Genomic DNA, 18,136 nt, shown 5'->3' on the forward strand with positions numbered 1-18,136 from the left:
GGGGGTCTTCCATGGCCAGGCGACTGCCGTCCCAACCTCCCGTGCTGCCCGGATTCTCCTATGTGCACATTCTCGGATCCGGCGGATTCGCCGACGTGTTCCTCTATGAGCAGAACATGCCGCGTCGTCAGGTGGCCGTCAAGGTCATGCTGAGCGAGGTCGTCAACGACCAGGTGCGTCAGATGTTCCAGGCCGAAGCCAACCTCATGGCGCAACTGTCGGCGCATCCGTCGATCCTCACCGTTTACGAAGCCAGCGTCTCCGCCGACGGCCGGCCCTACCTCGTGATGGAACTGTGCTCCTCGAGCCTCTCCGACCGGTACCGCCGGGAACGCATCCCGGTGCCGGAGGTGCTGCGCATCGCGATCAAGATCGGCAGCGCCATCGAGACGGCCCACCGGGCCGGCGTGTTGCACCGCGACATCAAGCCGTCCAACATCCTGCTGACCGCCTACGGGCATCCCGTGCTCTCCGACTTCGGCATCGCCGCCACCCTCACGACGCAGCGTGAAGAAGACTCCGTCGGGCTGTCGATTCCCTGGTCGGCGCCCGAAGTCCTGCTCGACGAGACTCCCGGCTCGATCGCGAGCGAAGTCTGGGCCTTCGCGGCGACCATCTACTCTCTGCTCGCCGGGCGGTCGCCGTTCGAGGACCCGGGCGGCTCCAACAGCAGCAGCGACCTCATGTCGCGCATCGCGCGCGCCAAGCCGCAGCCGATCGGCCGGTCCGACGTGCCGGCGAGCCTGGAGGCCCTGCTGAAGCGGGGGATGTCGCGTCGCCCCGAGGCGCGGCCGGCGAGCATCATCGAGTTCATCCGCGAACTCCAGACCATCGAAGCCGAGCTCGGGGTCTCGCAGACGCCGCTCGAGATCGCGATGGACGAGTGGGCGCTCGGCACCGTCGCCGATCTGGAAGACCGCACCCGGCTCCGGCCCCTCCCGGGCGCACGCAACTCGCCGAGCCCGCGACGCCGGCGACGGCGCGACGGCGCGGGAGAGTACGCCGGCATCGGCACGGTGCGCGAGGCGACTCCTGCGCCGCGCCGGTTCTCGCACAGCCGCCCCTCCCCGCCGCAAGGGGGAGTGCAGGCGGTGACCTGGCTGCTCATCGCCTCGGCCGTCCTCGTCATCGGCCTCGGCGCGACCGCTCTGGTCGTGCTGTGGCGGGCCTCGGCTGACGAGGGAATCCCGGTCGTCACCGACATCTCCGCGACGCAGCAAGACGGCAGCGTCGAATTCTCGTGGCCCGATCCCGGCCTCGCCGAGGGCGACCTGTACGAGATCGAAGTGGGGGGCATCCGCACGGCGACCCAGTCACAGCCGCGATTCGTGGTCGACACCACCCCGGGCGACACGGTGTGCCTCGCCGTCACCGTCACCCGGCAGGGCAAGCCCGGCGAGCAGAGCGCCGAGAAATGCGTCGATGTTGCGGATGAGTGATCGATGAGCATCCGATCCTGGATTGCCGGCCACCGATCGCTCGTCGCCACGGCGACGAGCGGCACCGTCGTCGCCGCCCTGGTCGCCAGCCTCGCGATCACCTCGACCGGCTACACCGCCCAGAAACTCGACCTCGGCGACGGAGCGGTGTGGGTCGCCAACGGCTCTCAGCAGACCGTCGGACGCGCCAACCCCGAGGTCCTCGAGCTGAACACCGTGTTGCGCGCGGACAGCGCCGACCTCGAGATCGTGCAGCAGGGCACCGCGGTGCTCGTCGTCGACCACGCGAACGCGACGGTGCAGATCGTGGACCCGGCGGAGTCCCTGCTCGGCGAAGCGATCGCCTTGCCCCCGGAAGACCCCCGGGTGTTCTTCGCCGGGTCGCGCGTCGTCATCCACGCCGCAGGCACGGGCGAGCTGTGGATCGTCCCCCTCGGCGAACTCGCCGACTTCGACGCCGCCCAGCCGAGTTCTCTCCTCCTCGGGCTGGACTCGGTGGTGAGTGTCGAGCCCGACGGCACGCTGTTCGCCTACTCGGCCGAAGTCGGCGAGGTGTTCCGGGTCGACGCGCGTCACACCGACGTCGTCGAGGCGCGCTGGCCGACCGGCCTGGGCGAGGTGGGCGACGTGCAGATCACCTCCGTCGACGGCGGATGGGCGGTGCTCGACGTCGACGGTCGACGGGTCGCCCTGGAAAGCGGGGTCGTCGACCTCGCCGACCTCGTCGACGTCGGCGAGGAAGTGAGCCTGCAGGAGCCGGCCGACGCGGGCGAACGCGTGCTGCTCGGCACCGGATCCGGGCTCATCGCCGTGCCGCTGAGCGGAGCCGACGCCGTGACGGTCGTCGACGGCGAATCCGGCAGCCCCGCCGCGCCCCTGAGCCTGAACGGCTGCGACTACGCGGCGTGGAACACGGGAATCGCCTGGCGGCGGTGCGCCGACTCCGGCGACGACGTGCGCTTCGACCTCGACGAGGCGGCGGCCGGGGTCTTCGACTTCGCCGTCAACGTCGACCGCGTCGTGCTCAACGACGTGCGCCGCGGAGCCACCTGGGCGATCCAGGATGACGCCCAGCTCATCGACAACTGGGACGACCTCCTCGTCGAGGATCCGCAGGATCAGGCGGAGGAGAACGACGAGAACATCCCGCCGACGGTCGACGAGGCGCAACAGCCTCCCGTGGCGATCGACGACGCCTTCGGGGCCCGGCCCGGGCGCGCAACGGTGTTGCCCGTGCTGCTCAACGACTACGACCCGAACGCCGACGTGCTCGTGATCGAACAGGTCGACCCGATCCCCGAGGAGATCGGTCGCGTCGACCTCGTCACGCGCAACCAGCAGCTGCAGCTCACCCTCGGGCCCGCCGCCTCGGGGTCGCTCGCCTTCCGTTACACGATCTCCGACGGCCGCGGGGGCATCGCGACCGCGACCGTCACGATCACCGTCCGGTCGGCCGACGAGAACTCGCCGCCCCAGCAGATGCGGTCGACCCGAGCGGACGTCGCTGCCGGGGGCCGGGTCACGACGGAGGTGCTCGGCGACTGGGTCGACCCCGACGGCGACGCCTTCTACCTCACGACGGCGAGCACCAGCTCGCCGGATCAGGTGAGCCACAAGCCAGACGGTGTCGTGGTGTTCTCCGACTCCGGCAGCGGCGGAGACCTGAAGTCGATCACCCTGGTCGTCACCGACGGGCTCGCCCAGTCGACCGGAAACGTCGCCGTGCAGGTGAGCCCGGCCGGGGACCTTCCGATCGTCGTCGAGCCCTGGGTCGCGCTGGTGACGGCGGGTCAGGAGATCACGATCCGCCCGATGACGCACGTGCGCGGGGGCAACGGGCCGCTCCGCCTCAACGCGGTGCCGGAACGGGCCGGCTCGCGCATCGAGCCGAGCTTCGAAGCGGGCACCTTCACATTCGTGAGCGACGAGGTGCGCACCCACTACGTCGAATTCACGGTCACCGACGGCGACCAGACGGCGACGGGCCTCGTGCGCATCGACGTCGCGGCGCCGCCGGACGCCAACACCCGCCCGATCACCGTGCCGCGCACGGTCTTCATCACGACGCTCTCCAGCGAGACGATCGACCCGACGACGACCGACATCGACCCCGCCGGCGGGGTGCTCGTCGTCACCGGGGTCACCAATCCGGCCGCGAGTCAAGGGGTCCGGGCGGAGATCCTCGACCAGCGTCAGGTGCGCATCACGCTCACCGCCCCCCTGGAAGGGCGCAGCGTCACCGTCAACTACCGCATCAGCAACGGTCTCGCGGATGCCGAAGGCACGATCACCGTCGTCGAGATCCCCGAGCCCGCCCAGTTGCAGCCGCCGATCGCCGTCGACGACACCGCCACGGTGCGAGTGGGCGACGTCGTCGACATCCCGGTGCTCGCCAACGACGAGCAGCCCGAAGGCAAGCCCCTGACCCTGGTGCCCGACCTCGCCGGCGACCTGCCGGAGGGCGCCGGCTTGCTCTTCGCGTCGGGCGACCGGTTGCGTTACCTCGCACCGGACACGGCCGGTGACTACGTGGCCGTGTACAGCGTCGAGTCCGCCGGGCAACGCGCCGAAGCGCGCGTCACGATCTCGGTGCGGGAGGAGAACGTCGCCACCAACAGCCCGCCCGTGCCGAGCCGCGTCACCGCACGCGTTCTCGCGGGCGAGACGGTGCGCATCCAGATCCCGCTGAGCGGCGTCGACCCCGACGGCGATTCGGTGCAGCTCATCGGCATCACCAGCAACCCCGACAAGGGCGCGGTACTCAGCACCGGACCGAACTACATCGAGTTCGAGGCGGGCGAATACTCCTCGGGAACCGACGAGTTCACCTACGCCGTCGTCGACGGCCTCGGCGCCCGTGCGGAAGGCACCGTGCGGGTCGGCATCAGCCCGCGCCTCGACGGCGCCCGCAACCCGGTCGCGAACGAGGATGTCGTCGCCGTGCGACCGGACCGCACGGTGAGCGTGCAGGTGCTCGCGAACGACTCGGACCCCGATGGCAGCCCGCTTCGCGTGGTGTCGGCGGTTCCGGTCGCGGCGGGGACGGAAGTCTCGATCGTCGACGACACCATCGTCGACATCACGCCGCCCGAGGAACCCGGCTCCTACGCGGTGATCTACACGATCCAGAACGAGTACGGCGGAACCAGCTCGAACTTCGTCACCGTCACCGTCGACCCCGACGCACCGCTGTCCTATCCGATCGCCCAGGACACGGTGCTCACCGCGAGCGATGTCGTCGACCGGACGATCGTCGACGTCGACGTGCTCGACAACGTGTTCTTCGCGGACGGCGACGTCCGGGATCTCGAGGTCGCGCTCCTGCCCGACTTCGCGACGACGGCGCAACTGCTGGACGACAATCGCGTGCGGGTGCGGATCGGCGATCAGAGTCAGATCATCCCGTTCTCGGTGACGCACCCCGATGATGACTCGATCCGGTCGTTCGCGTTCGTCTGGGTGCCCGGCTATGCCGACGCCCTGCCGCAGATCGACCGCACCGCGCCGCTGCTGAAGGTGGCGAGCGAAGACACGCTGACGATCGACCTGAACGACTACGTGATCACCCTGCGCGGGCAGGGCGTGCGGCTCACCGACTCCAGCACGGTGCGGGCCACCCACTCGAACGGCGACGACCTCGTCGTCGACGACGACACGCTCGTCTTCACCTCCGCCGACCTGTACTTCGGCCCGGCCTCGATCACCTTCGAGGTGACGGACGGGGCGACCGCCGACGATCCCAACGGTCGGCGCGCCATCCTCACCCTGCCGATCGACGTCGAGTCGCGCGAGAACCAGCCGCCCGTCTTCATCGGCGGCGTCGTCGACTTCGAGCCGGGTCAGGAGAAGGAGCTCGACCTCGTCCGCCTGACGAACTACCCCTACGACGACGTCGATGAGCTGCGCTACTCGGTCGTCGGGCAGGCGCCCGAAGGCTTCACCGTCGAACTCAACGATCAGCGGTTGGTCCTGAGGGCCGCGACGAACGTGCCGAAGGGCACGGTGACGAGCGTCACTCTCACCGTGCGCGACGACCTCAACGAAGGCCGCGCGGGGCGCATCGTGCTCAACGTCGTACCCTCGACCCTGCCCCTCGTGAAGCCGGTCGATGACACGGCGGTGACGCCGCGCGGGGGCTCGACGACGATCGACGTGCTCGCGAACGACGAAGCCAACAACCCGTTCCCGGGAACGCCGCTCGAAGTGGTCGCGATCCGCGGACTCGACGGGGCGTCGCTGCCCGACGGAGTGAGCGTCGTGCCCAGTGCGGACCGGTCGCAGCTCACCGTCACGGTCAGTGGCACCGCGGTTCCGGCCGACACCAGCCTTCAGTACCAGGTCGCCGACGCGACGCAGGATCCGGATCGCTACGTCTGGGGCACCATCACGATCTCGGTGCAGGACGTGCCCGACGCGGTCACCGGGATCGCGGTCACCGAGTTCGGCGACCGGCTGCTCAAACTGTCCTGGGCGCCGGGGGCGTTCAACAACTCGCCGATCGACCACTACGAGGTCACGATGGTCTCGGTCGCGACGGATGACGTGCTCTCGGTCACCTCGTGTGCATCGAGCGTCAACTGCGCGCTCACGACACCGGGCAACGGCCCGGGCCACGCGGTGCGGCTGTCGGTGATCGCCGTCAACGGGATCGGACCGTCGGCCAGCGCGTCGCTCTCGGGGTCGATCTGGTCGGACATCATCCCGCCGCCGCCCGCGGGCCTCGACTCCACGCCGCTCGACCAGGGGCTCCGGGTCATCTGGAAGAAGCCCGCCGACACCGGGGGCAGCGCGATCGAGCAGTACGTGGTGACGGTCGGGGATGCCGTCAAGGTGGTCGATGTGAACCCCGGTGATCCGGTCGGCAGCTTCTATTCGGCCAACCTCACCTCGCCGTCGATCGCCAACGGCAGCGCGGTCGGCTACTCGGTGAGCGCGCGCAACAGCGCCCCGAACTCGCTCGCGACCTGGAACCAGGCGACCGGGGTCGGCGTCCCCGCCGGACCGCCCGTGCTCATCGGTCCGGCGGTCTCGGCATCGGCGTCGCTGACCGACGGCTCGACGGCGAACGCCTCGTGGGCCGACGTCTTCGGCGCCAACGGCGCGCCGATCGTCAAGTTCTACGCCCTGATCACGGCGGGCGGCCCCGACCCCAAGTGCACCGTCAGCGGGGTCGAGAACGGCTCGCCGAACGTGTCGCCGCCGGCCGGCAGCCAGCACCTCGGAGCCGGCACGACGAGCACGTCGTTCGGCGGGCTCTCGGCCAACCAGACCTACACGATCTGGGTGTTCGCGTACAACGGCCAGGGCTGCACGGCGGCCACGCCGGTGCAGGTGACGCCGCGCGCCGCGCCGGGCCAGGTCACGTCGATCTCGCACCAGATCGTCGAGAACGGCGACGGCGGCGAGTTCTTCGACGCTCAGCTGACCGGCTACGTGATCGGGAGCGGCTCGACCGACGCCGATCTGTTCATGTACCGGTTCACCTCCGGGGCCGAAGGCAGCGAGAGCGGTGTGCTGCCGATCGGCAGCTTCCTGACGGCGGGCGGTACCCAGTACGGCAATCCGGTCACCGCACAGGTCAAGGCCTGTCGCGCCTACCCCGAGGCGACTCTGTGCAGCGCCGCCTGGTCGGCCGACTTCGCGCTCGGCGTGCCCGTCCACAACTCCACGCCTGGCGATCTCACCTTCGGTGCGGGTCTGATCGACGGGGAGTGGAGCTGGACCTCGATCCCGGGGCCCGGCTATGAGGCGGTCGCCTACCGCTGCGACAACTCGGATTCCGAGGCCGGTTGGCTGGCGATGCCCGACGTCGGGACCTGCGAGACGGGTCAACCGAAGCGTGACCTGCGTGTGCGGATCACCGCGAACGGCGGCGAGACCTATCTTCGTAGCTACTCGGCGCTCGACTACTGAGCCCCCGTCCCCCCGGAAGGACCATCCATGAGCATGACCCCTGAGCAGGCCTCCGCGTTCCAGGAGACCTTCGGGCGGATCGTGGCGAACGTCGAGCAGGTGCTGCTGGGGAAGACGTTCGTCATCCGCCTCGGTCTGGTCACCTTGTTCAGCGAAGGTCACCTGCTGCTCGAGGACTACCCCGGAACCGGCAAGACATCGATGGCCCGCGCGATCGCCCAGAGCGTCGCCGGAACGAGCAATCGCATCCAGTTCACCCCCGACCTCCTGCCCGGAGACATCACCGGGGTCAGCGTCTATGACCAGAAGAGCGGGCTCTTCGAGTTCCACCCGGGCCCGGTGTTCGCCAACGTCGTGCTCGCCGACGAGATCAACCGCGCCTCCCCGAAGACCCAGGCTGCCCTGCTCGAGGTCATGGAGGAGGGCCAGGTGACCGTCGACGGCGAAACGCACGAGGCGCCGCATCCGTTCATGGTGATCGCGACGCAGAACCCGATCGAACAGGCGGGCACCTACCGTCTGCCGGAAGCCCAGCTCGACCGCTTCCTGCTCAAGGCGTCGATCGGGTACCCCGACCACGCGTCGACCCTGCGGATCCTCGAGGGGTCCGACGTCAAGGCGCACGATCTCGTGCTGCAGCCGATCGTGACCGCCGACGCGGTGCTGGAGATGGCCGAGCAGGCGCGCCACGTGCACGTCGACCCGAGCGTCAACGACTACGTGTCCCGCCTCGTCGAGGCGACCCGCACGGCGACCGAGGTGCGCCTCGGGGCGAGTGTCCGGGGGGCGCTCGCGCTCATCCGCAGCGCGAAGACCCTCGCCGCCGCGAGCGGGCGGCACTACGTCATCCCCGACGACGTGAAGTCGCTTGCCGAACCGGTGCTCGCCCACCGTCTGCTGCTCGACCCGGAGGCCGAGTTCGACGGCGTGACGACGTCGGGGATCGTCGGCCAGCTGTTGCTCGAGACCCCGCCGCCCAGCGACCGGCAGGCCGTGTGAGCAGTCCTCGCCGAGCCGAGTCGCACAGCCCGGCGGACTCGGCGGGGCTCACGAACGCGCGCACCCGCATCGTCGGGGCGCGCACCGGAGCGCTGGCCGACCTGGTGGTCGCCATCGTGCGGTTCTTCGCTCTGGCGGGTTCCACGATCGGCCGGGCCGCGGCGCGGATCGCCACCGTCGTCACTCCGCTCGGCTGGGTCGTGCTCGCGCTCGTCCCCGTGACCCTCGCGCTCGGGTACACGCTCGGCTGGGTGGAACTCGTGGTGGTCGGATGGGCGACCGCGGTGCTCGCGGTGATCGCCCTCGTCTACCTCGTCGGCCGGTCGCCGTTCGACGTGAGCCTCGAACTGCTGCACCGTCGCGTCGTGGTCGGTGATCCGGCCGGGGGAGCGGTGACCCTGCACAATCCGACGGGGCGACGGGTGCTCGGGGTCACCGTCGAGATCCCGGTGGGCGTCGGGCTCGCCGAACTGGCGATGCCGAGTCTCCGGCCCGGGGCATCGTTCACCAACGGCTTCGCCATCCCGACGTTGCGGCGGGGCGTCATCCCCGTCGGACCGGTGCGCACCGTTCGCGCCGACCCGATCGGGCTGGTGCGCCGTGAGCTGATCTGGACCGAGACCGAGAACCTCGTCGTGCACCCCCGCACGGTCGGGGTGCCCTCGACGAGCACCGGTCTCATCCGCGACCTCGAGGGCCGCCCGACCCGTGACCTCACCTCGAGCGATGTCGCCTTCCACGCCCTGCGCGAGTATCAGACGGGCGACGAGCGGCGCTACATCCACTGGAAGTCGACGGCGAAGACCGGAACCTACATGGTGCGCCAATTCGAGCAGACCCGGCGCAGCCACCTCGTCGTGGCCCTCTCGCTCGCGACGTCGGACTACGCGACCGAGGAGGAGTTCGAGCTCGCGGTGAGCGTCGCCGGATCGCTCGGGGTGCGCGCCATCCGCGACGGCCGCACCGTGTCGGTGGTCGTGAGCACGGTCACCCCCGAGTTCGCCAAGCGCAAGATCTACGCCGTGCGGGCCCTCGCGACCCACCTTCCCAGTCGGCTGCTCGACGATCTCGCCGTCGTCGAGGCGGCGTCGGCCGCGCTGGGGATCCGCGACGTCGGCCGCATCGCCGCCGAAGACAATGCCGGCATCTCGGTCGCCTTCCTGGTCTGCGGGTCGCTCGTGACTCCGAGCGAACTGCGCGCCGCCTCGCACTCGTTCCCCGTCGACGTCGCGGTCGTCGCGATCGTGTGCGATCCGGATGCCGTTCCGGGATTCCGTCGGGTCGCCGGTCTCAGCGTGCTGACGATCGGCTACCTCGAAGATCTGCGCATCGCCCTCGCCCGATCGGCGGCCGTCGCATGAAGCCCGCCCGCAGTGCCGCGTCGATCGCCGTCGATGTCGCGATCCTCTGGATTCTGATCGGACTGGCGGCCGCCGCCTTCTGGCCGGTCTACCGCGACCCGTGGTACCTCGCGACGGCCGGGGGCGCGGTGATCGCCGGCACCGTCGTGGCGCTTCTGGGGGCTCGATTCCGCTGGCCGTCGTTCGTGGTGTTGCTGGTCGCCGCGGGCGTTTTCGTCGTGCTGGGCGTTCCCCTCGCCGTCCCCGGCCGGGCGATCGGCGGATTCCTGCCGAGCTGGGAGGGCATCCTCGACCTGCTGTCCGGCGTCTCGTACGGCTGGAAGCAACTGCTCACGATCACGCTGCCGGTCGGCGACTATCAGGCCCTCCTCGTGCCGGCCTTCCTGTTGCTCCTCACCGCGACCCTGCTGTCGGTCACCATCGCCGCCCGCGCCCGCTACCCCGAGCTGGCGGTGCTCCCGCCGATCGTGGCGTTCCTCGTCGCGATCGCCTTCGGTCCCGACGAGGTGCCGTGGCCGGTGCCGCTGGCCCTGGGGATGCTCGCCGGCTCACTGGTCTTCCTGGTCTGGCATCGCTGGCGGCGACGCCGATCGGCGATCCGCGCCCTGGCGCGCGCGACACCGGATGCCGAGGGACGCCCGCTGGAGACGGCAGGGGGCGCCGCGCTCGGCATGCGGACGGTTGTCGCCGGCGGCCTCATCCTGGTGATCGCGTCGGGGGCGTCGATCGGAGCGACGGCCGTCGTGCCGGTCACCGGGGAACGCGACGTGCTGCGCACGGCGGTCGAGCAGCCCTTCGATCCTCGTGACTATCCGAGCCCGCTGGCGGGCTTCCGTCGTTACCTGCGTGACGACCGCGTCGACGAAGTGATGCTGACGATCTCGGGTCTGCCCGCCGGCTCGCGGGTGCGCGTCGCGACCCTCGACAGCTACGACGGCGTGGTCTACGCCGTGGGAACCGCCTCCGTCGACAGCGCCTCGGGAACGTTCGTGCGCATCCCGCAATCCGTCGATCAGGGCGGAGTCTCGGGGGAGTCGGTGACACTCGTCGTCGAGGTGGCCGGCTACCGCGGAGTCTGGCTGCCGAGCGCCGGAGCGTTCGAGTCGATCACCTTCACCGGCGCCCGCGGCGCGAGCCTCACCGACGCGTTCTACTACAACGCGACCACCGGTACGGCCGCGGTGCTCGGCGGACTCGAGACCGGCGACGGCTATCGCATCGACGCGGTGCTGCCCGACCAGCCGGCGACGACCGAGTTCGACGCGCTCTCGCCGGGTGATGCCGACGTGCCGCGGCTCGGGGAGATCCCGGAGGAACTCGCGCTGTACCTCGAGGAACGCGTGCGCACGCTCACCTCGCCGGGTGAACGGCTCGTCGCGATGCTCGACGCGCTGCAGACCGACGGTTACATCAGCCACGGCCTCGACGAAGAGGATCCGCCGAGCCGCTCCGGGCACGGTGCCGACCGGATCGCCGAACTCGTCACCGAGTCCCGGATGATCGGCGACGCCGAGCAGTACGCGGTGGCCGCAGCCCTCATGGCGCGTCAGCTCGGGTTCCCCGCGCGGGTGGTCTTCGGGTTCGTGCCCCAGGACGGCGTCGTGCGGGGTTCGGATGTCACGGCCTGGATCGAGGTCGACACCGCGCAGTACGGCTGGGTCGCCATCGATCCTGTTCCGGAAGATCGGCCGATCCCGGAGGAGGAGCCCGAGGAGGAGAACCAGGTGGCCCGTCCGCCGTCCGTCGTGCCGCCGCCGCCGGACCGACCGGATCCCCAAGCAGATCAGGCCGCCCCCGACAACGCGCAGGACGACCCCGACCAGCTCGACCCGCTGCTCGCGGCGTTGCTCGCGGCGCTCGGAGTGGTCGGCGTCGGCCTGCTGATCATCGCCGTGGTCCTCGCGCCGTTCGCGCTCATCGTCGCCGCGAAGGTCCGACGTCGACGGCTGCGGCGCAATGCGCCGGACACCGTCCAGCGCATCAGCGGGGGCTGGGACGAGTTCGCGGATGCGGTGCTCGACCACGGCTTCGCGACACCCCCGGCCGCGACCCGCTCCGAGCTGGCCGCCGTCGCGGGGGGTCTGCCGTCGCGGGTTCTCGCCGCAGTCGCCGACCGCGCGGTGTTCGCGCCCGAGCACGCGAACCCGGCCGACGCCGATCGGGTGTGGGATGCAGTCGGCGAGTTGCGTGCGGCCCTCGACCTCGGATTGACCCGCTGGCAACGGGTGCGGGCTCTCGTCTCCCTGCGATCGCTCGGTGCCTATAGTGTTCGGAGTCTGTTCCGGCGCGAAGGAAGGCAACGATGAGCTGCCGATTCTGCGGCACGGCTCTCCCCGAGGGCGCCCAGTTCTGCGGGGAGTGCGGGCGCACCGTGGCCGCACCGTCGACGCAGCGGCCGGTGCTGCCGGAGATCCTCTTCTCGTCGGAGCCCGATCCGGAGCCGGTGGCCCGTCCGGTCGCGGTCGCCGACAGCGAGTACACCTGCCCGCAATGCGATGCGGCGATCGACGACGACGACGTGTTCTGCGGCGAGTGCGGGTTCGTGCTGACGTCGTCGTATCTGTCGGCCCCGTCGGACTCCCTCGGCGATCCGCGCGACACATCGCAGCTCGACCCCCTCGACGAGCCGCCCGCCGAGCCGGCGCCCGTCGTCGAGCAGCCCGTCGTCGAGGAGCCGGTCGTCGAGGAGCCCGTCACCGAGCAGCCTGTCGTCGAGCCCCCGGCCGTGACGACCCCGCCCACCCCGAAGATCCTGCGGAAAGCACCCGATCCGTTCCCGTGGGGTCAGAACCCCCGGTTGAGCAGCGTCGATCTCGAGCCGACACGCATCGTCGGGGCGGTGCCCACGGAGGAGCGCTTCGTGCTGCAGTTCAGCACGGGCGAGAGCGTGACGGTGTCGGGTGCGGGACTCGTCGGGCGCAATCCGGCGGCGCAGCCGGGCGAGGTCGTCGACCAGCTCGTGACCGTCTTCGACGCCGGCAAGTCGGTGTCGAAGACGCATCTCGAGTTCGGCCAGGAGGGTGGCCGATTCTGGGTGAGCGATCGGTACTCGACCAACGGGTCGACCGTGCGGCAACCCGACGCCGACCCGAAGCGCTGCGAACCCGGCCGGCGGTACTTCGTCGCCCGCGGCACCCGGGTGGACATCGGCGAACAGTTCTTCGTCGTCAGCTAGGCCGACGAGCCCCGCGTCCTCCACGGGCGCCGCGAGGCTCGACGTTCCGCACCGCCGCGACGGGACCGCGGGGGAGTGGTCGCCGACCGCGAAGCTGCGGGGATGATCGATCCGCCGGTCGTCCGCATCCCCGCCCCACCCGTCGAGCCGGAGCCGCAGAAGCCGGGGTTCCCTCTGGTGGCGACGACGGCGCCCATCCTCGTCGCGGCGGTGCTGTTCGCCGTGACCGGGTCACCGTTCATGCTCCTCATGGCGGTGCTCGGCCCGGTGATCGCGGTGGCGACCCTCGTCGACGGGCGTCGGCAGCGGCGTCGGACCGCCCGGGCGGCGGCACGCCGGTTCGCGGCCGCGCTCACCGAGATCGCCGAGCAGGTGAACCGCGCACAGGAGGCGGAGCGGCACCGCCTGCGCGGATTCCTCACGCTTGACGCGGCCTGGGTCGCCGCCGACACCCGCCTCGTCATCGCCGTCTCCCGCGGCGCGGCGCGGAGCGGGATCGAGGTGTCGGGCGCCGGGGGCTCGGGCGAGCCCGCCGAACTCGCCCGGCTGCGGGCCGAGGCGGCGACGATCCCCGGCGCGCCCCTGCTTCAGGTCGTCGAGGCGGGGTTCACGGTCGAGGGCCCCCCGGTGCTGGCCGCCGCGGTCGCCCGCACCCTCGCGCTCCGGGTCGCGGCGCGCCGGTCGCCGGAGACCACGGCGTGCGAGGTTCCCCCCGGGGAGGACTGGGCGCGCCGCTTGCCGCACGAGACGAGCGACGGTGCTCCCGGCCGCTATCGATTCGTGACGGGTGACCGCGAGACGCTCGTCGTCTGGGGGCGGGCCGCGGTCGCGGGACTGCCGCGCGTCGACGCGTGGCACGCCGACGCGATGACTCAGGCGGCGGCCCGGCGGGCGGCCGACCGTCTCGCCGACACCGCCCGGCAGTCGGGAGTCCGCCCGGCGAGTGCCGGGCTCCCCGACCGCGTCACGCTCGGTGACCTGGTCGCCGGTGCCGGAGCGAGACCGGGGTTGAGCGCCCCGCTCGGCGTCGCTGCGGACGGCGTCGTCGTGATCGACCTCGTGGCCGACGGCCCGCATGCCGTGGTCGCCGGGACGACCGGGGCGGGAAAGAGCGAACTCCTCGTGTCGTGGGTACTCGGCATGGCCGACGGCCGGTCGCCGGGCGAGGTGTCGTTCGTGCTCGTCGACTTCAAGGGCGGGGCGGCCTTCGCGCCGCTCGAGGGGCTGCCGCACGTGCTGGGCACGTTGAGCGACCTCGACGGACCCCTGGCCCGTCGGGCGATCGAGTCGTTGCGCGCCGAGATGCGTCGCCGAGAGCGTGCGCTCGCGGATGCCGGGGCGCGGGCGATCGAGGAACTCCCCGTCGGGCGGCTGGCCCGGCTCGTGGTGATCGTCGACGAGTTCGCCGCCCTCGTCGCCGAGCGGCCCGAGCTGCACCCGCTGTTCGCCGACCTCGCCGCCCGAGGGCGATCGCTCGGGGTGCACCTCATCCTGTGCACGCAGCGACCCGCGGGAGTGGTGCGCGACGCGGTTCTGGCGAATGTCGCCGTGCGGATCGCGCTGCGGGTCGCCGACCGTGCCGACAGTCTCGGGCTCATCGGCGACGACGCGGCCGCGCGTCTCCCGCCGCACCCGAGGGGGCGTGCCGTCATCGTCGACGGGGCCGGGCAGCGCCGGATCGTGCAACTAGCCCTCGCCGCGCGGGCCGACGTCGATCGGGTCGCGCGGGCCGCATCCGGGGCGGCGCCGTTTCGGCCGTGGTGCGACCCGCTCCCGTCGCTCGTGCCGCACGGTGCCCTGCCGACCGGCCACGGAATCCCGTTCGGCCTGCGCGACCTCCCGGCCGAACAGCGGCAACCGGTCGCCGCGCTCGAACCGAGGCACGGACACCTGCTCGTTCTGGGAGCGTCGGGCGCGGGCACCACGACGGCTCTCGCGGCGGTCGCCGCGGGGGCGGGCGTCGCCGCGCGCTGGCTGCCCGGCGACCCGGTCGAACTCTGGGGGGTGCTCGCCGACCCCGGTGCGCTCCCCGACGACGCGGTGCTGCTCCTCGACGACCTCGATCTCACCCTCTCGCGATGCGCGGCGGATCATGCCCCCGAGCTCGCCGACCTCGTGGCCCGGTTGTTGCGCGACGGGCTTGCGCGCGGCATCCGGGTTGCGGCGTCGGCACGCCGACTCGCCGGCCCCGTGCACGGGCTCGCACCGCTCTTCGGCTCCCGGCTGCTGCTGCGGTGCGCGAGCCGGGAAGAGCACGTTCTCGCGGGCGGCGAGGGCGACACGTTCGACCCGCGAGCCCAGCCGGGTGCGGGCATCTGGGAGGGCGCCGCGGTGCAGGTCGCGTGGCCGGAGCCGCGGCTGCGCTCCGCGATCGAGGCGGTGCCCCCGACCGTCGTGGTCGTGCCCGCGCGCGGTGAGCTCGCGGTCGTCGCGTCCCGTCCGCGAGAACTCGTCGACCGCTGGGACGCGGCGCGGGTGCGGGTGCGCGTGCTCGGCGAGGCGGACCCCGGGGACCCGGTGATCGATCCGGGGCGAACGGTGGTGCTGGGCGATCCGGATGCCTGGCAGGCCGACTGGGCGACGCTGGCCCGGGCGCGTCGCGACCTGCCGATCGTGTTCAGCGGCTGCGGAGTCGCCGACGTCCGGGCGATCGCGCGCGTCCGCGAGGTTCCTCCGCCCCTGGCGCCGGGCGAGGTGTGGCTCGTGGAGGGCGGCAGGATCCGGCGCGCGGTCTTCGCCGCCGAACCCGACGGCGGCCTAGGCGAGCGCCGACTCCAGGGAGCCTGACGCGAGGCCGTGCGCGGTCGCGACCGGGGTGTTGACGACCTGGCCGGCGTGCACGTTGAGGCCGAGGGCGAGGGCCGGGTCGGCGCGCAGAGCGTCGCGCCAGCCGGAGTTCGCGATCGCCCGCACATACGGCAGCGTGGCGTTGGTGAGCGCATAGGTCGACGTGTGGGCCACGGCTCCCGGCATGTTGGCGACGCAGTAGAAGATCGAGCCGTGCACCGGATAGGTCGGGTCGGCGTGCGTCGTCGGGCGGGTGTCGGCGAAACAGCCGCCCTGGTCGACGGCGATGTCGACGAGCACGCTCCCCGGCTTCATGCGGCGCACCAGGTCGTTGCTCACGAGCTTCGGCGCCTTCGCCCCGGGGACGAGCACAGCTCCGATGACCAGGTCGGCGGCGAGCACGGCGCGTTCCAGTTCGAACGAGTTCGAGGCGATCGTGACGATCCGGCCGGCGTAGTCGTCGTCGAGCTCACGCAGGCGCTGGATGTTGGTGTCGAGCACGATCACCTGTGCGCCGAGGCCGACGCTCAAGGCGACGGCGTTCGTGCCGGCCACGCCGGCTCCGATGACGACGACGTTCGCCGGGTGGGTTCCCGCGACGCCCGGGACGAGCAGCCCGGGCCCGCCGTGCGGACGGAGCATCGCGTTGGCGCCGACGATCGGCGCGAGCCGCCCCGCGACCTCGCTCATCGGGGCGAGCAGCGGCAGCGAGCCGTTCGGCAGCTGCACCGTCTCGTAGGCGATCGCGGTGACGCCGGATTCGATGAGGGCGCTGGTGAGGGCCGCCTCTGCCGCGAGGTGCAGGTAGGTGAAGAGCACCAGGCCGTCGCGGAAGTGCCGGTACTCCGACTCGATCGGCTCTTTCACCTTCAGGAGCACGTCGGCGGTCGCCCAGACGTCGTCCGCGGCGTTGTCGCCCTCGGCGATCGTCGCGCCCGCGGCCCGGTAGTCGTCGTCGCTGATCGAGGAGCCGAGTCCGGCACCCGCCTGGATGTGAACCTCGTGGCCGTGCGCGACGAGTTCGTGCACCCCCGAGGGCGTGATCGCGACTCGGAATTCGTTGTTCTTGACCTCGCTCGGAACGCCTACCCTCATGGCGGCCAGTGTAGGCCGCAGGCCGTGGAATCCGCACTGTTCGGGTCATCAGACAGCGGATTGCGTGAAATTCGTGTTACGGAAGTGCTGAATAGTTCCGTCGGGGCGCCTCCTGTGCCAGGATCGTCCCACGCCGGAAGGAGTCTTTTCATGCCCAGGTCGCTTCCCGAGGATCCCCTGATCCGTCGCCTCGTTCAGCAGGCTCGCGCCTCCCAGCTCTCGCGCCGAACGGTGCTGGCGGGTGGTGTCGGCGGAGCCGCGGCTCTCGCGCTCGCGGCCTGTGCCCCCGAGTCGTCCGGCGGCCCGACCCCGGCGACCGACCAGTCGGACTCCGACCCGACCCTCAAGTGGGCGAACTGGCCCGGCTACATGGACGAGGACGACGAGGGCAACTACCCGACTCTCCTGGCGTTCACGGAACAGACCGGCATCGAGGTCGACTACCTCGTCGAGATCAACGACAACAACGAGTACTACGCCAAGGTGCGCGACCAATTGGCTCTCGGGCAGGACATCGGCGCCGACCTCATCACGCTGACCGACTGGATGGCGGGCCGGCTCATCCGGCTCGGCTACACCCAGGAGCTCAACGAGGCCAACATCCCGAACAAGGCGAACCTCGTTCCCGACCTGCTGAACGTCGGGTTCGACCCGGGACGCACCCACTCGCTGCCCTGGCAGGGCGGGTTCGCCGGTCTGTGCTGGAACAAGGAGAAGCTGCCGAACGGGCTCAAGACCCTCGACGACCTCTGGGATCCCGAGCTCGCCGGCAAGATCGTCGTGCTCAGCGAGATGCGCGACACGATGGGCCTCATCCTGCTCGACCAGGGCATCGACATCTCGCAGGACTTCAGCGAAGACGACTTCAACGCCGCCCTCGACATCTTCCGCGAGAAGGTCACCAGCGGTCAGATCGGTGCGGTGCGCGGCAACTCGTACACCCAGGACCTGATCAACGGCGACGCGATCGCCGGAATCGTCTGGTCGGGCGACGTCACGCTCATCAACGGCGAGGTCGGTAGCGACCTGTTCGAGTTCGCGATTCCGGAATCGGGCGGCACGCTCTGGAACGACAACCTGATGATCCCGATCGGCTCGCCGCGCAAGAAGAACGCCGAGACGCTCATCAACTACTACTACGAGCCGGAGGTCGCCGCCGAAGTGGCGCTCTGGGTGAACTACATCACCCCGGTCGTGGGCGCCAAGGAAGCGGCGGTCGCGATCGATCCGGAAGCGGCCGAGAACCAGCTCATCTTCCCGAACGAGGAGACTCTGGCACAGGTGAAGACGTTCCGCGCGCTGACCGGTGCCGAGGAGCAGTCGTTCAGCACGGCGTTCCAGTCCGTCCTCGTGGGAGCCTGACACGG

9 protein-coding genes are annotated in these 18,136 nt (G+C 71.0%); 8 read left to right on the top strand and 1 reads right to left on the bottom strand.

The features are described from left to right. Positions 1 to 11 precede the first annotated feature (11 nt). The 7 genes from IE173_RS02455 to IE173_RS02485 all read left to right on the top strand — a co-directional run bounded on the left by IE173_RS02455 (position 12) and on the right by IE173_RS02485 (position 15,674). Positions 12 to 1,439 (top strand): serine/threonine-protein kinase, encoded by a 1,428-nt coding sequence (locus IE173_RS02455; RefSeq protein WP_191281777.1) that lies wholly within the window; start codon positions 12 to 14, stop codon positions 1,437 to 1,439. Between the two features lie 3 nt (positions 1,440 to 1,442). Continuing rightward, positions 1,443 to 7,352 (top strand): Ig-like domain-containing protein, encoded by a 5,910-nt coding sequence (locus IE173_RS02460; protein ID WP_191281778.1) that lies wholly within the window; start codon positions 1,443 to 1,445, stop codon positions 7,350 to 7,352. Between the two features lie 27 nt (positions 7,353 to 7,379). Continuing rightward, the gene (locus tag IE173_RS02465) at positions 7,380 to 8,351 is read left to right on the top strand and encodes an AAA family ATPase (protein ID WP_191281779.1); all 972 of its coding nucleotides are present in this window, start codon (positions 7,380 to 7,382) and stop codon (positions 8,349 to 8,351) included. After that, positions 8,348 to 9,712, top strand: a complete 1,365-nt coding sequence (locus tag IE173_RS02470) for a DUF58 domain-containing protein (RefSeq protein ID WP_229841830.1) — start codon at positions 8,348 to 8,350, stop codon at positions 9,710 to 9,712. The genes IE173_RS02465 and IE173_RS02470 overlap by 4 nt, the downstream gene beginning before the upstream one ends. Then, a complete protein-coding gene (locus tag IE173_RS02475) occupies positions 9,709 to 12,018 on the top strand; it encodes a transglutaminase TgpA family protein (RefSeq protein ID WP_191281780.1) in 2,310 nt (769 codons plus the stop codon). The genes IE173_RS02470 and IE173_RS02475 overlap by 4 nt, the downstream gene beginning before the upstream one ends. Continuing rightward, complete coding sequence (locus IE173_RS02480; protein ID WP_191281781.1) at positions 12,015 to 12,887, top strand: double zinc ribbon domain-containing protein; 873 nt, start codon at positions 12,015 to 12,017, stop codon at positions 12,885 to 12,887. Before IE173_RS02475 ends, IE173_RS02480 begins: the two co-directional genes overlap by 4 nt. Before the next feature lie 102 nt (positions 12,888 to 12,989). Continuing rightward, complete coding sequence (locus IE173_RS02485) at positions 12,990 to 15,674, top strand: FtsK/SpoIIIE domain-containing protein (RefSeq protein ID WP_191281782.1); 2,685 nt, start codon at positions 12,990 to 12,992, stop codon at positions 15,672 to 15,674. Here IE173_RS02485 and ald read toward each other — a convergent pair. Then, positions 15,645 to 16,769 carry an alanine dehydrogenase gene (gene ald, locus IE173_RS02490; RefSeq protein WP_191281783.1) on the bottom strand — a complete coding sequence of 375 codons (1,125 nt, stop codon included), beginning with the start codon at positions 16,767 to 16,769 and terminating at the stop codon, positions 15,645 to 15,647. The genes IE173_RS02485 and ald overlap by 30 nt on opposite strands. Before the next feature lie 150 nt (positions 16,770 to 16,919). Here ald and IE173_RS02495 point away from each other — a divergent pair, with 150 nt between their 5' ends. Beyond that, complete coding sequence (locus IE173_RS02495; protein ID WP_191281784.1) at positions 16,920 to 18,131, top strand: ABC transporter substrate-binding protein; 1,212 nt, start codon at positions 16,920 to 16,922, stop codon at positions 18,129 to 18,131. Positions 18,132 to 18,136 lie beyond the last annotated feature (5 nt).

It is taken from the genome of Pseudolysinimonas yzui, assembly GCF_014653215.1.
GTDB lineage: Bacteria > Actinomycetota > Actinomycetes > Actinomycetales > Microbacteriaceae > Pseudolysinimonas_A > Pseudolysinimonas_A yzui.

Bases quoted from the DNA above. Each gene is read 5' to 3' on its own strand.
- IE173_RS02465 (WP_191281779.1), top strand. From the start codon at position 7,380: ATGAGCATGACCCCTGAGCAGGCCTCCGCGTTCCAGGAGACCTTCGGG.
- IE173_RS02475 (WP_191281780.1), top strand. From the start codon at position 9,709: ATGAAGCCCGCCCGCAGTGCCGCGTCGATCGCCGTCGATGTCGCGATC.
- IE173_RS02480 (WP_191281781.1), top strand. From the start codon at position 12,015: ATGAGCTGCCGATTCTGCGGCACGGCTCTCCCCGAGGGCGCCCAGTTC.
- IE173_RS02460 (WP_191281778.1), top strand. From the start codon at position 1,443: ATGAGCATCCGATCCTGGATTGCCGGCCACCGATCGCTCGTCGCCACG.
- IE173_RS02455 (WP_191281777.1), top strand. From the start codon at position 12: ATGGCCAGGCGACTGCCGTCCCAACCTCCCGTGCTGCCCGGATTCTCC.
- IE173_RS02495 (WP_191281784.1), top strand. From the start codon at position 16,920: ATGCCCAGGTCGCTTCCCGAGGATCCCCTGATCCGTCGCCTCGTTCAG.
- ald (WP_191281783.1), bottom strand. From the start codon at position 16,769: ATGAGGGTAGGCGTTCCGAGCGAGGTCAAGAACAACGAATTCCGAGTC.
- IE173_RS02485 (WP_191281782.1), top strand. From the start codon at position 12,990: ATGATCGATCCGCCGGTCGTCCGCATCCCCGCCCCACCCGTCGAGCCG.